The following is a 14,151-nucleotide window of genomic DNA, read 5'->3' as shown; positions in this document are numbered from 1 at the left end:
ACCAGTTTGTGGGTCGCCATGTGTTTGATCATTGGATCACGGCACTCAATAGCACGTCTACACCACAAAGTAGATTTCTGCGACATAAATTTCCACTTATTCAACCCGTCATGTTTGGGCGTTTGGGGGCTATTTTCTACATGCCGCTAGCGCTGTTGGGGTGAGTCGCGCTCATGACGCGTTCTTCAGGCTATCTCATTTCACACGTTTTGGTTGCGAGGTCTCAGCCATACGCGAATTTCGCGAAAACATGCGCAGCGAATGTGCGGCACTTAAAGGGCGTCGCGATAAATCGCACTGTAAGCGATCAGCTCAGGCAAGATCTTAGGGCAAAATTAACGCCGTGCTGCCAACCTTTCAAAGAGCGAAAGGTGCGCTTTGGATTACGCATGATGCCCCGCTAGCGGATAATCACTCTGGAGACTGAGTTGGCCCTGAATAACTATGAACAGTATCTTCTGGAATTGATCAACAGAGCCCGCCTTGACCCACTTGCTGAGGCAGGGCGGTATGGTATCGATCTGAATGAAGGTCTCTCTCCCGGGACGCTTGATGGCACCCAGAAGCAGGTTCTGGCCGCAAATGAGCTTCTTGATCTGGCGGCGGAAGGCCACTCCAACTGGATGCTTCTAACGGATACGTTCAGTCACACCGGGGCAGGCGGAAGCACGCCAGGCGACCGCATGGTAGCAGCTGGGTATGCGTTCACAGGGGCATGGGCTTGGGGAGAGAACATTTCCTGGTGTGGCACAACCGGGACGTTGGACTTAAGAGCGGCTATCGAGCGTCAGCATGAAGGTCTATTTCTCAGTGCAGGGCATCGGGAAAACACACTGAACGGATATTTCCGAGAGATTGGTCTGGCGCAGATCGAAGGTCAGTTCACCCATACAAATGGCGTTACCTTCAATGCCTCGATGATTACAGAGAACTTCGCCACATCTGGCAGTTCGGTCTTCGTGACCGGTGTTGTATTCAATGATACGGATGACGATTTGTTCTATGCACCGGGTGAAGGTGTGGCTGGCGCGACTTTCACCGTTGGCGGGACTTCTGTAACAAGCGCAGCCTCGGGGGGATATGCGCTGGCGCTCGCTGCCGCATCCTCTGCTCAGGTGTCGATTGTGCACAATGCCCTGTCTGCGGTTGTTGATGTTGATTTGACAGCTGGAAATGTCAAACTTGACGTGGTCGATGGGAGTCACTTGCTCGCTTCGGCGAACCTGACGATCGTATCAGGGATAACTCAGGCTACGTTGCTTGGCGTCGCTGATATCAACCTGATCGGAAGTGATGCGGGTAGCACGCTGAGCGGCAACCGGGGCAATAACAACATCATTGGCGGAGCGGGTGCCGATATATTGTATGGGCATGATGGCGATGACCTGTTGGAAGGCCAAGGCGGAGCCGATGAAATCTATGGCGGGGGGGGCGGTGACACTGTTTCTGGTGGCGCAGGGGCCGATCGGATCTCGCTGGGTGGTGGTGCTGACACGGTCGTTGGAACGCTATCGGAGCTGCATGGTGACACGATACTCGATTTCACCACAGAAGATGTCATCGTGTTTAAATCCAGCCAGATTGACACGGATGAAATCAGCGTTGTGTACGATGCCGTGGAAGGGAAAACGACGTTGCAGCTGGACGAGAATGGCGATGGCCTTTCAGATGGTGAGATCACGCTGGAGGGCGACTTTTCTCATGTCGATTTCCAAACGGCGTTCAATGACGCTGACACCTCATTAAGGTTCGTTGTGCCGCTGACCCCAGATGATAAATTCGCCGGTCGCGCACAGACCACTAGCGGCACTGCCCCCACTGATATGTCACAGATCCGAGATTTCGACGGGAACGACTTGGGCGCGGGTGGCAGTTGGCAGTTGATTGGTGAAGCAGATATTCAGTTCGACGGGGACGGAGAGTTTATCTTTATCAACCACGACATTGGGCGCTGGGCGACGGTTGGCCCAGACGCGCAAGGTGCTATTGATTTCAACAATCATGGCTCGGGGGGCGATACACGAGTTGTAGGTGTCTACATTGATCCGCTTGTCGAGGCGGGCACTGTGGCCCGGTTTTCGGACCATGACAGTCAACACCGCTTTCAAAATGACCTGAACATCGACAACCTGCGCGTTGTGGATGCGTTCGATTTCGATGGTGATGGTTTTCAGGAGATTTATTTTAGGACTGTGGACGGCACGGCTTACTTGCGGGCGCTGATGCATGCTGACGGAAATATCCAGTATGCCAACTACCAGAGTGCCCAGCAAGTTGAGGATTATTTGACGGGTCTTGGATATGGTCAGGACGTTCTGGACGCCATATTGGTCTAGGCCAGCCGAGCGGCGGGGCGCCCAACGTGTAGATCGCCGGCGCTGTCGGGACAGATATAAGCCCCGCAGCGGTATTTCAGCATGCTCTATGCGGTCACTGTCGATGAAAAAGGGCGACCCAATGGGCCGCCCTTCCGGTTCTGCTTCCGTGAGTGGGGGTGGGTCAGGTCGCAGAAATGGCTTCGCGTTTTTCGTCGCGCTTGAAAAACACATAGTAGAACACCGGGGCGGCAACCAACGTCAGGATCGACGCGAAGGCCAGACCGCCCATGATTGTAACCGACATCGACACGAAGAACGCGTCACCCAGAAGCGGTGCCATGCCAAGAATGGTGGTCACAGCGGCCAGCACCACCGGGCGCACCCTGGATGCCGAGGCCTCGATGATCGCGGGGCGCAGGGCTTTGCCTTCGGCGCGGACAAGGTCGATTTCTTCGACCAGTACGATGCCGTTCTTGATCAACATGCCTGACAGGCTGAGCAGACCCAGAAGTGCGGTGAAGCTGAAGGGCAGCCCTGTGCCAAGCAGGCCGACCACAACGCCGTTCACCGACATCGGCACCAGAAGCCAGATGATGATCGGCTGGCGGATCGCGTTGAACAGCAGGATCGAGATCATGACCATGATCAGAAGGCTGATCGGCAGCTGTGCCCCAAGGCTGGCCTGTGCTTGGCTCGCGTTCTCGAACTCGCCACCCCACTCCAGCTTGTAGCCGGGGGGAAGCGGCATCGCCTCGATCGCGGCGCGGATTTCGGAATGGGCCTGTGCGGCGGTCACGTCCGGCACGACATCTGCGCCAACTGCGATCGTGGGAACGCGGTTACGGCGGTGCACAAGGGTGTTTTCGGTACGCACTTCAAACCCGTCCGTCACCTGTTCAATCGGCAGATGGCTGCCCGCAACCGGGGAATAAACCAGCTGATCATAGATGTTGAACGGCTCTTCCTGCGGTCTGCGCATGATGATCGGGATCTGACGCTCGCGTTCGCGGTATACGCCCACGCGCTGCCCGTCCGTGGCAAACTGAAGGGTCCCTGCGATGTCTTCGCGAGTCACGCCTGCCGTCTGCGCGCGTTCGGTGGCGTAGATCGGTTTGATCACCAGTTCCTGCTCGCGCCAATCGGTGCGCAGGTTCAACAGGTTTTCCGAGTTTTCACGCATGATCGTTGCGGCCTGATCTGCCAGCTCACGAAGAACTTTCGGATCATTGCCCGAGAAACGTGCCTGAATGGGATCCCCGCCGCCCGGGCCGAAGACCAGACGCTGCACGCGGAATTCGGCTTGCGGGAAGGTTTCATTGCCGAAGCTTTCAAGGCGGGCGTGAAGTTCGGGAATGTCGTCCAGAACCTCAGTTCGGATGATCAGGTGGCCGTAGCTTTGATTGTCCTTGCCGCCGTCATAGGTCAGCATGAAGCGCGACGCGCCTCGTCCAGCGTAGGACGCAACCGACACCACCTTTTCCTGCTCAAGCAGCCATGCCTCCATCTGCGCCAGATCGTCCGATACCTGATGGATCGAGCTGCCTTGCGGAAGCTTGTAGTACACAAAGAAAAGCGGTGTGTTCGAGTTCGGGAAGAACTGCTGTTTCACTTGTGCGAAGCCCATGAAGCAGACTGCGGTGATGGCGATCAGCGCGGCAATCACCATCCAACGTGCGGATAGCGCCAGATCGAGCGTCCGTTTGTACAGGCGGAAGAATGGCCCGTTATAGGCGTCCTCGGGATTCTGATTGTCATGCTTGAACAGATAGTGGCCCAGCAGAGGGGTCACGGTCAGCGCCAGCACCCAGGACAGCAGCAGCGAAATGCCGATTACCGCGAAGAGCGAGAACAGGAATTCACCTGTGGAATCTGGCGACAGGCCAATGCCCGCAAAGGCCATGATGCCGATTACGGTCGCGCCCAGAAGCGGAATCTGGGTTTTCTTGGCTGCATCATCTGCGGCCTGACGCGAGTTGCGCCCGCGCAGCATCGAGATCTGCATCCCTTCCGCCACAACGATGGCGTTGTCCACCAGCATCCCCATCGCGATAATCAGGGCGCCCAGCGAAATCCGCTCCATCTCGATGGAAAAGAGCCACATGAACAGGATGGTGCCAACGACGGTCAACAGAAGCGTCGAGCCGATGACGATGGCTGCGCGCCAGCCCATAAAGGCGCCCAGCACGACAATCACGATCCCTACGGACATGGCGAGGTTTACAAGGAAGTCGTTCGAGCTTTGCTCGACTACCAAATGTTGTTGATAGATCGGGTGCAGGTCGATCCCGTGCGGGATGTCTTCGCCAAGTTGGGCCAGTCGCGCATCGACGCGGTGGCCGACCTGAACAATATCTTCGCTTTCAAGGCCAGCGATGGCGATGGTGAAGGCCTCTTGCCCGTTGAAACGGATAAACTGATCCGGGTTTGCGATCCGTTCGCGCGACACTTGTGCAATGTCAGCGACGTTCACCAGAACGCCGTTCACACCCACGTTGAGCGATGCGATGTCGCCGATGGTTTCCGACCCTTCCGGCGCACGGAACATGGTGCGCCCGGCGTCGTTGTCCAAACCGCCAGCAGAGGCGACGGAGTTCGAGGTCGACAGGGCCCCCGCAATCGCATTCGGCGGGATGCCCTGATTGACGGCCAGCGTCATGTTGGGCTCGATATATATCACCTCGTCTGGAAGGCCCGCGAGATCCACGTCTGCCACGCCGTCCACGACCAACAGCTCGCGTCGAAGGAAGGTGGCCAGTTCGTGCCGTTCGGCGTCGGTGAAGCCGGGGCTGGTGACAGCATAGTAGAGGCCAAACACATCCCCGAAGCTGTCATTCACGAAGGGAGTCATGGCCCCCGATGGCAGGTTGCGCGCGGTGTCACGCACCTTTGCGCGCAGCCTTGTCCAGATGTCCGGCAAGGCATCGGCCGGGTAGGTCGACTTGATCTCGATATCAATCCGGCTTTCCCCCGGACGGTTGGTCGAGGTAATTCTGTCGACCTCTTCCATCTTCTGAAGAGCGCTTTCCAGTGGTTCGGACACTTCTGTCGCGACCTGTTCGGCGCTGGCGCCGGGGTATTGGGTGACCACAACGGCCTGTTTGATGGTGAAGGCTGGGTCCTCAAGACGACCCAGATTGAAGAACCCATAGGTTCCCCCAAACAGCATGGTGAGGATGATCAGCCAAGTATACAGTGGCTTCTCGATCGAGGCGCGGGCGATGTTCAACATGTCGGGCCTCAGTTCGCAAAGCCGTTAAACGGACGCACGGATTCACCATCCTGCACCGACGAGGCACCTGCGGCGACAATGACATCTCCATCCGACAGACCAGAGGTCACAATGAAGTTGCCGTCCGAGGCAGTGGCCACTTCAATTGGAGTCGCTGCAATAGTGCCGGTACCCTCACCACCTTCAACAAAGCGCATGGCGAGCGTGTTGCCCTGCGGGTCAACGGAAATGGCGGTGGCGGGCAGTTTGATTTCCTGCACGTTCGTGGTCGCGCTGATGCGGACGTCGACCGACGATCCCGGCAGCAGTTGCAGCCCTTCAACTGGCGCCATCCCAAGGGTCAGGCGATAGGTCTGACCAGCGGCGGCGGCTTCGGCGTTGAACTCGCGGATGCCAAGGGGATAGGCGTCGGGGTGGCCTGCAAAATGCCCCATGATCGCGATTTTCTCTTCATTGCCCGCGGACTGGAACAGGATCTCGGGCACGTCGATCTCGATGCGGATCTCGCTCATGTCATGCAGGCGCGCGATGGGGGTGCCAGCACCGATGGTGTTGAAATTGCCGACATTGCGCGAGGCAACAAGCGCGTCGAACGGAGCGTAAAGCGTGGCGTTGTCCAAGTTCTTCTCGGCCTGACGGAAGGCGATATCAGCAAGGTTGGCCTGTGTTGTCGCGTCGTCGATCGTGACTTGGCTGACGGTGTTGCCGCTCAGCTTGGTCAGGCGCTCCACTGTGCGGTCGGCCTGATCCTTCTGAACGATGGACTGCTCAAGCGCCAACGAAAACGGCTCCTGATCCAGTTGCGCAATCAGGCTGCCCGCGGGCAGAAGCTCGCCCTCGATGATCGGGAGGTCGACAATCTGACCGCCAACCTGAAAGGCCAGATCAATGGTTTGGCGGGCAACGACCTTGCCATAGAATGTACGCGAAAACGTCTGCTGGCTTTCCGAGATGGTCATCAGTTTGACGGGTTTTACGATTTCTGGCTGGGCAGCGCTGTCTTGCGCGGTGGCCGAGCCAAGGGACAATGCGGTTGCCAATACGGCGGCAACTAGGGGACGGGTAGAATGGGTCATGTGCATTACTCAGCCGTTATTCAATTCTTGGATTTTCAGGTGAATTTTTAAAGAGATCTGGGCGAATGCCTCGACCTCGTCGTCGGTCAGGCCCAGCGTTTCGTGCAGAAGCTCATGGGCGAGGCCGACCGTTTCCTTACGCTGTTGCTGGCCCTTATCCGTCAGGCACAACAGCCATGCGCGGCGATCTTCCGGGTCACGCATACGTTCAATTAGGCCGCGCTCTTCCATCTGGTCGGCCACGGTTGTCATGGTCGATGGCAGTGCATCCAAATCGCGGGCCAAGTTGCCGATCCGTTTGGGGCGATCCAGTTTGACCAACACCTTGCGTTCCAGGTTGGGACCGCTGCAGTCATCGCCCTGCTGACGCATATTCGTGTCGATATAGGTGTAGAGCGAGAAGACCCCCATCAGGGCGCGCAGTTCGGGTTCAAGCCCATCAGTGTTGAAACCTGTATGTGTGCTCATAGACGGATTCCCTCTTTGGTGAGCGCTCACATATAGTTCAGAAAATGAAATGTCCAGATTGTTAATTAATGTCGAGTGGGTGGTGGACGTCACGTCAAGCAGCGCGTGGTAAAGAAAACTGTGTCAATTTCCAGCGTGTTGCGCTTCAGTTCTGGATAAGCGATCGTGCGGTGTTGTTTGTTCTTTTGGGCCAGCAAGCGTTTGGCGTTTTCTTGGTAAGATAATTTTACCAGTTAAGTAGATTCCAATTGAAATCTAAATCTAGCTGCGTAGTAATTGGCGTGGCAGCGCAGGCGAGCCATTGCTTATCCTGTGCGTCTCAGAAGAACAAAATTGAGAACTCGGAGGAGAAAATCCAATATGGAACGCCGTAAGTTTCTAAAAGGTGCAGCGCTGGGCGCTGGTGCAACCGCTCTTGCAACGCCCGCACTTGCCCAAAGTGGCAAAACCCTGACCATCGTATCGACCTGGCCGCGGGACTTCCCGGGTCTGGGGACCTCGGCGCAGCGTCTGGCTGCTCGTATTGCCCAACTGTCGGATGGCGCGCTGAATGTTGAGTACTTTGCGTCCGGCGAACGTGTTGGTGCATTCGACTCGTTTGACGAAGTTGCCTCGGGCAACGCGCAGGCCTATATCGCGGCCGACTATTACTGGACCGGTAAGCACCCGGGCTTTGCATACTTCACCTCGGTACCGTTCGGCATGTCGACGCCTGAATGGAACGCATGGGTCCGCTTCGGTGGCGGTCAGGAACTGTGGGACGAAGTTTCGGGCGAGTTTGGCCTGAAGGCTCTTGCTTGTGGTTCGACCGGTACGCAGGCTGGCGGCTGGTTCAACAAAGAGATTGAAAGCGCAGACGACCTGAAGGGTCTGAAAATGCGCATGCCGGGCCTGGGTGGTCAGGTTCTGTCGAAACTGGGCGCATCGACCGTGTCGCTGCCGGGTTCGCAGATCTATGAAAACCTGGTTTCGGGTTCGATCGACGCAACTGAATGGGTTGGTCCGTACAACGACTACTTCATGAAGTTCTACGAAGCTGCCAAGTACTACTACACCGCTGGCATGCACGAGCCGGGCGGCGGTCTGGCCTTCGGCATGAACCGTGCTTTCTATGACGGTCTGTCGGACTACGAACGCGCTGTGATCGAAGCCGCTTGTGCGGAAGAGCACGCCTATGCGCACGACGAATTGATCGCGAAGAACGGTGAGTACCTGGCCAAGCTTGTTGACGAGCAGGGCGTACAGGTTCGTTCGTTCAACGACGATGTTTGGGACAGCTTCGGCGAAGCCGCGGAAGAAGTCTTCGAAGAAACCCGCGACCACTCGGAACTGGCTGCACGCATCAACGACAGCTTCCAGTCGAGCCTGCGCGAGATGGGTGGCACGATGGCTCAGTTCGAAGTCGAGTACGTCAACCAGCGTAACCGTGTGCTGGGTCTGACCGAGTAATTCGCTGATCGCCAAAAACAATCTGAGCGGGGCCGAAATGGTCCCGCTCTTTTGTAAGGCACAGGGGCGACCACTGCCCGGACACCTTACGTAAACCGACCTCGGGGGAGCTGATGGCAACCGATTTTTCCGACATCACACGCGAAGGCAACCCGGCTATTGGCCCACGGCTGTTTGCATGGGGCATGCTTGGCTTCCTATTTGCGTTTTTGGTTAACAATGCACTGGTCGTAGGCTTCGGCATGCCCGGTGCAAAGCCGATCTTCCAAGGCGGCGCGACGGGTGGCAGCTGGGCAAATCTGGCGGTCTATGTCGTCAGCATCGCTGTCGCGGCGTTCTATGTCCTTAGCACCAAAGCCAACGCGCTGCGCTGGGACGCGATGAAGATCCACAAGTTCAACGTCTATCTGATCCGCGCTATGTTCTGGTCCGTCCTACTGGTCGGCATCGCTGACAGTGCCATCGCCTTCATGCGGGTCGAGGGCATCTTGGCCGGCATGTTCAGCGAAGACACTACGAAACTGTTCAACAAATCACGCTGGGTTGGCCCCTATATCCATATGCCGCTGATCGTGGCCGGATTTGTTATCGCCCTGTTCACCCGCACCTTGGGGTTCACATGGCTTGCCCTGATGATTGTTGCCGCCGAGCTGCTGATCGTGATCTCGCGTTTTGTGTTCAGTTATGAGCAAGCACTGATGGGTGACCTTGTGCGCTATTGGTACGCGGCGCTGTTCCTGTTTGCCTCGGCTTATACTCTGTTTGAAGAAGGCCACGTTCGCGTGGACGTTCTGTACGCAGGCTTTGGGCGCACCACACGTGGGTTTGTGAACGCCTTTGGCTCGATCGCGTTGGGGATGAGCACCGTCTGGGTGATCCTGTCCGTGGGCTTCAACGGCAAGACCGCGATCATCAACAGCCCCATCGTCAACTTCGAGATTTCGCAGGCTGGTGGCGTGGGCATGTTCATCAAGTATCAGATGGCCGCCTTCCTTGGCGTGTTCGCCATCACCATGCTGATCCAGTTCGTAAGCTACTTCCTCGAGGCCGTCGCCGACAAACGTGACGAGCCCGGACACCGTGAAGTCGCCCCGGCGGCCCATTAAGGACACGACAGATGGAATTCTACTTCCTAGCCCTTCTTATCCTGATTATGGCCGCAGCCCTTGGGTCCGGCTATCCCGTGGCCTTTGCGCTTCCTGGCGCGGCCATCATCACCATCGGCCTTGCGGCTGGTGCCGGTTACATCTTTGCAGGCTCGACAGATGCCTATTTCCACTCGGGTGGTCCAAACCAATGGCTGTCTGCGGGGGTGACGAACCTTAGGGGCGTCTATTGGGAGGTCGAGAGGGATACCCTGATCGCCATCCCGCTCTTCATCTTCATGGGTATCATGCTGCAGCGATCCAAGATCGCCGAGGACCTTCTGGTCACCATGGCACAGCTGTTTGGCCCGGTGCCGGGTGGTCTGGGCATCTCGGTTGTGTTCGTGGGGGCGCTGCTGGCCGCCACCACCGGGATCGTTGGTGCGACCGTTGTGGCGATGGGCCTGATCTCGTTGCCTGCAATGCTGCGCAACAACTATTCGCCGTCGCTGGCGACCGGGACGATTGCGGCCTCGGGGACGTTGGGGCAGATCATCCCGCCCTCGATCGTTCTGATCATTTTGGCCGACCAGTTGGCCTCGGCCACCGACCAAGCGTCGACCGCGCGTAAGGCGCTGCACAAAGACGCCACGGGCGAGCTGTCGATGCCGTCGGTGTTCGATGTGGGCTCGACCTCGGCGGGCGAGATGTTTTTGGGGGCGTTTATCCCGGGTCTTTTGCTGGTGGGTTTGTACATGTTGTACATTCTTGTCTACGCGATCCTGAAGCCCAAGCAGGCGCCTGCTGTGCCCTATGAGGGCAAGTATGACAACGCCTTCTTGAAGAACATGCTGATCACCTTGGTGCCGCCTCTGGCCCTGATCTTCCTAGTTCTGGGCTCGATCATCGCCGGTGTTGCCACCGTGAACCAAGCAGGTGCCATTGGTGCTGCGGGCGCGATGATCATGGCGGGCTATCGCCTGCCCGAAGCCAACAAGACGCTCTACTATCCAGCGCTTCTGGCGATTGCATCGCTTGCCGTGATCGGTTTCGCGTTGGCCAATTTCGACATGAACGTGAAAGCGATTGACGATGGCTCGGATCAGTTTGGCATCATTCTTGGCGCGGTCGGCTCGATCATGCTGTTGGTTGCGCTGATCTGGTCGTGCTGGCGGGTGCTGAAGATAGAGAACACGCTGGCAGGCGTCATGCTGGAAACGGCCAAGACGACCTCGCTGGTGTTCATCATCCTTCTGGGCGCCGCCATGTTGACCGCCGCCTTCCGTGCGTTTGGGGGCGAGGATCTGGTGAAAGAATTCCTGCTTAGCCTACCGGGCGGGTTCTGGACGCAGTTCTTCATCGTCATGCTGGTGATCTTCGTTCTGGGCTTCTTCCTGGACTTCATCGAGATCGCCGTGGTCGTGGTGCCGATCGTGGCCCCGATCCTGCTGGCCGATCCCGAGGCAAACATCACCGCTGTGTGGCTGGGTGTGATGATTGGTCTGAACATTCAGACCAGCTTCTTGACGCCTCCGTTCGGGTTTGCGCTGTTCTATCTGCGCGGCGTGGCCCCTGCGATCGTGAAGACGGTGCAGATGTACAAGGGCGTGATTGCCTTCATCTCGTTGCAGATTGCGGCGCTGGTGATCGTGGGTCTGTACCCGCCGCTGGTGAACTATCTTCCCAACCGCGTCAGCTTCCTGTCGGAAAGCAGCCCGCCGCCGCGTAACCCGAAACTACAACTGTGTGTCGAGGACTACGTGGGTCAGCAGTTGGCGCAAAACTCGGCCACGCGGGATGCGATTGCGGCTGCGCGCGGACTGGATCTGTTGGTGCTGCCGAAGGATCTGGCAGGCGATCTGACCGATGGTCTGGATGCCGCTGATAACGCCATTGCACAGCTGGAAGGTGCCTTTACGGCGGCCGACAATGTGCAGGCGGCCTCGGGCGAGTATCGTCCGCAGTTGCGCGTGGTGCGCGGGATCGAAAAGCAGATCCGCAACATTCAGCGCGAGGTGGATGAGCTTGAGAAACTTGCCAGCCGGATGCGTGACGAAAGTCAGGCGGCTGAGCGTGCCAAGCTTGAGACTAAGGCCGCTGCTTTGAAAGCCGAGATCGAACATCTGCGGACCGAGATTCCGGAAAGCTGGGCAGGGGTAAACAAAGAGTTCCTGACCCTGACCAAAGCCGAAAACAACGCACGCTCCAAGTATCGTCGTGCTGCGGATGAGGCTTGGGAAGCTCCGCTTTCGGTGCTGGCTGTGCTTGACGCAAACGACGCCTTTGCTGCGTTGGAGCAAGATCTGCGGAATATGAAGGCAACCATCATGTCGACGCCGGAAGGCGAGGCGCAAGAGCTTGTGAACGAATTGTCCAAAGTGTTCGGCAAGGTTGAAGGTGCGGGCGACGTAAAGAAGGCTCTTGGTAAGGCGCGTAAGGCGCTGAAATCCAAGACCCCGGATCGTGAGAAAGCGCTTGCCGCTTATGATGATGCTGTAGCCGCTTATGAGGCGCAGCTGGCATGGCGCGCCGAGGCAGATGCAAAGCTGCGCAGCGGGCTGAACGCCTATCTGGATGGAATCAGGGACACTCTGGGTATCCGCCAGCAGGCACGCTTTACGCGAGATCAGGCGCTCGAGATGGCATCCTGTACGGCCTACCATCGCGACATCTCGCTTAACTTCTGACCTGCAGGTCAGATACATATATAAATTATTGAAAGGGCTGGATTTTATCCGGCCCTTTTTCAGTGTTAGCGCAAGCTGCAGAAACCGGTTTTCGCACACAAATTGTCGTTATGCGTCATGTGATGTCGCAAACATGTAATCGAGAGTCGGTATCCACCCTTGCGGTATTTCAGGTTCTGGGCAACTCTATTGGCCGAACCAATAAAATACAGTGCGCCACTCGCAGTGCTGAAAAACTCAGGGAGCCATCAATGAAAAAAGAACTCGAATATCTGTCCAAGCGTGTTGCAGAAAGCAAACTGTCGCGTCGTGACTTTATGGGTCGCGCAAGCGCCTTGGGCGTGTCGACTGCTGCGGCAAGCACCATGCTGTCCACCGCTGCCATGGCTGCTGGACCCAACAAGGGTGGCACCATCAAGCTGGGTATGAATGGCGGCGCTGGTACGGATTCGCTGGACCCGGGTCTGGTTGCTTCGCAGACCCCGCGGGCCGCTCTGGGTAACTGGGCTGATACGCTTGTAAACGTCTCGCCGGCTGGTGAGATCGATATGCGGCTTGCTGAAAGCATCGACAGCTCGGCCGACGCGAAAACCTGGCACTTCAACATTCGTCAGGGCGTCGAATTCCACAATGGTAAAACCCTGACCGCCGAAGATGCGATGAAAACCATCGAGCGTCACTCGAACGAAGAATCCAAGTCCGGTGCATTGGGGATCGTGAAAGGCATCGAGAGCATGTCGGTCAGCGGCAACACGCTGACGTTGAACCTTGACACGCCGAATGCTGACCTTCCCTATCTGATGGCCGACTATCACCTGGCGGTTCAGCCAAATGGCGGCATGGATGATCCCACCGCCGGGATCGGCACTGGCCCCTATCAGATCGAGAGCAATGAGCCCGGTGTTCGTCACACTTTCACCAAGTTCGCCAACCATTGGGATGACAGCGTAGGTCACGCGGATTCGGTCGAGATTCTGGTGATCAATGACAACACTGCCCGTATGTCTGCTTTGCAGTCGGGTCAGGTACACATGGTGAACTCGGTTGATCCGAAAATCGCCAACCTGCTGGATCGCGCGCCCAATATCACCGTGCAGAACGTTTCGGGCCGTGGTCACTATGTGTTCATCATGCACACCGACACACCGCCCTTCGACAACAAAGAGCTGCGCCTTGCGCTGAAATACGCGATCAACCGTCAGGAAATGGTGGACAAGATCCTGCGTGGCTATGGTGGCGTTGGCAACGATGTTCCGATCAACGCAGCTTACCCGCTGTTCGATGACAGCCTTGAGCAGCGCGAATACGATCCGGTCAAAGCGGCAGAGCTCTATAAGAAATCTGGTCATGATGGTACGCCGATCATTCTGCGTGTCGCTGAAACCGCCTTCCCGGGCGCCGTGGATGCTGCACAGCTGTTCCAGCAAAGCGCGGCGGCCGCTGGCATTCCGCTGGAAATCAAGCGTGAACCGAACGACGGTTACTGGTCGGAAGTCTGGAACAAGCAGCCGTTCTGTGCGTCGTACTGGACTGGTCGCCCGGTTCAGGACCAGATGTATTCGACCGCCTATCTGTCGACTGCAGACTGGAACGACACGCGCTTCAACAACGCCGAGTTCGACAGCCTGCTGCAAGCCGCCAAAGCCGAGCTGGATGCGGCCAAGCGCAAAGAGATGTACGGCAAAATGGCCCGCATCCTGCACGAAGAAGGTGGCCTGATCGCACCGATGTTCAACGACTTCGTCGACGGTGTCAGCAACGACATTGGTGGCTACATGCCTGATCCCAACGCTGAACTGATGGCCGGTCGGGCATCCTCGCGTTGCTGGTTGAAATAAG

At 57.3% G+C, this 14,151-nt stretch carries 8 protein-coding genes; 5 read left to right on the top strand and 3 right to left on the bottom strand.

Annotation, left to right across the window (positions count from 1 at the left end; all coding sequences use genetic code 11):
* Positions 1–428 precede the first annotated feature (428 nt).
* The gene (locus G0Q00_RS14430) at positions 429–2,336 is read left to right on the top strand and encodes a CAP domain-containing protein (RefSeq protein ID WP_163040607.1); all 1,908 of its coding nucleotides are present in this window, start codon (positions 429–431) and stop codon (positions 2,334–2,336) included.
* Between the two features lie 163 nt (positions 2,337–2,499).
* Here the strand turns inward: G0Q00_RS14430 and G0Q00_RS14425 are convergent, their stop codons facing one another.
* The 3 genes from G0Q00_RS14425 to G0Q00_RS14415 are packed head-to-tail and all read right to left on the bottom strand — an operon-like array spanning position 2,500 to position 7,091.
* Positions 2,500–5,544, bottom strand: coding sequence for an efflux RND transporter permease subunit (locus tag G0Q00_RS14425; protein WP_163040700.1), 3,045 nt, complete (start codon positions 5,542–5,544; stop codon positions 2,500–2,502).
* Between the two features lie 11 nt (positions 5,545–5,555).
* Positions 5,556–6,623, bottom strand: a complete 1,068-nt coding sequence (locus G0Q00_RS14420; protein WP_163040605.1) for an efflux RND transporter periplasmic adaptor subunit — start codon at positions 6,621–6,623, stop codon at positions 5,556–5,558.
* A gap of 9 nt (positions 6,624–6,632) precedes the next feature.
* Positions 6,633–7,091, bottom strand: a complete 459-nt coding sequence (locus G0Q00_RS14415; RefSeq protein WP_163040603.1) for a MarR family winged helix-turn-helix transcriptional regulator — start codon at positions 7,089–7,091, stop codon at positions 6,633–6,635.
* 360 nt (positions 7,092–7,451) lie between these two features.
* Here G0Q00_RS14415 and G0Q00_RS14410 point away from each other — a divergent pair, with 360 nt between their 5' ends.
* From G0Q00_RS14410 to G0Q00_RS14395, 4 genes are all read left to right on the top strand, one after another.
* Positions 7,452–8,540: a TRAP transporter substrate-binding protein gene (locus G0Q00_RS14410; protein WP_163040601.1), complete on the top strand. Its 1,089-nt coding sequence runs from the start codon at positions 7,452–7,454 to the stop codon at positions 8,538–8,540.
* Positions 8,541–8,653: 113 nt separating this feature from the next.
* Entirely contained in the window at positions 8,654–9,646 is a 993-nt protein-coding gene (locus G0Q00_RS14405) for a TRAP transporter small permease subunit (RefSeq protein ID WP_163040599.1), read from the top strand.
* 11 nt (positions 9,647–9,657) lie between these two features.
* Positions 9,658–12,312, top strand: coding sequence for a TRAP transporter large permease subunit (locus G0Q00_RS14400; protein ID WP_163040597.1), 2,655 nt, complete (start codon positions 9,658–9,660; stop codon positions 12,310–12,312).
* Positions 12,313–12,563: 251 nt separating this feature from the next.
* Positions 12,564–14,150, top strand: a complete 1,587-nt coding sequence (locus G0Q00_RS14395) for an ABC transporter substrate-binding protein (protein WP_163040595.1) — start codon at positions 12,564–12,566, stop codon at positions 14,148–14,150.
* The last annotated feature ends 1 nt before the right edge of the window (position 14,151 follow it).

Source organism: Aliiroseovarius sp. PrR006 (genome assembly GCF_010500215.1).
GTDB lineage: Bacteria > Pseudomonadota > Alphaproteobacteria > Rhodobacterales > Rhodobacteraceae > Aliiroseovarius.
This window is presented reverse-complemented; position numbering and strand designations above follow the sequence as displayed.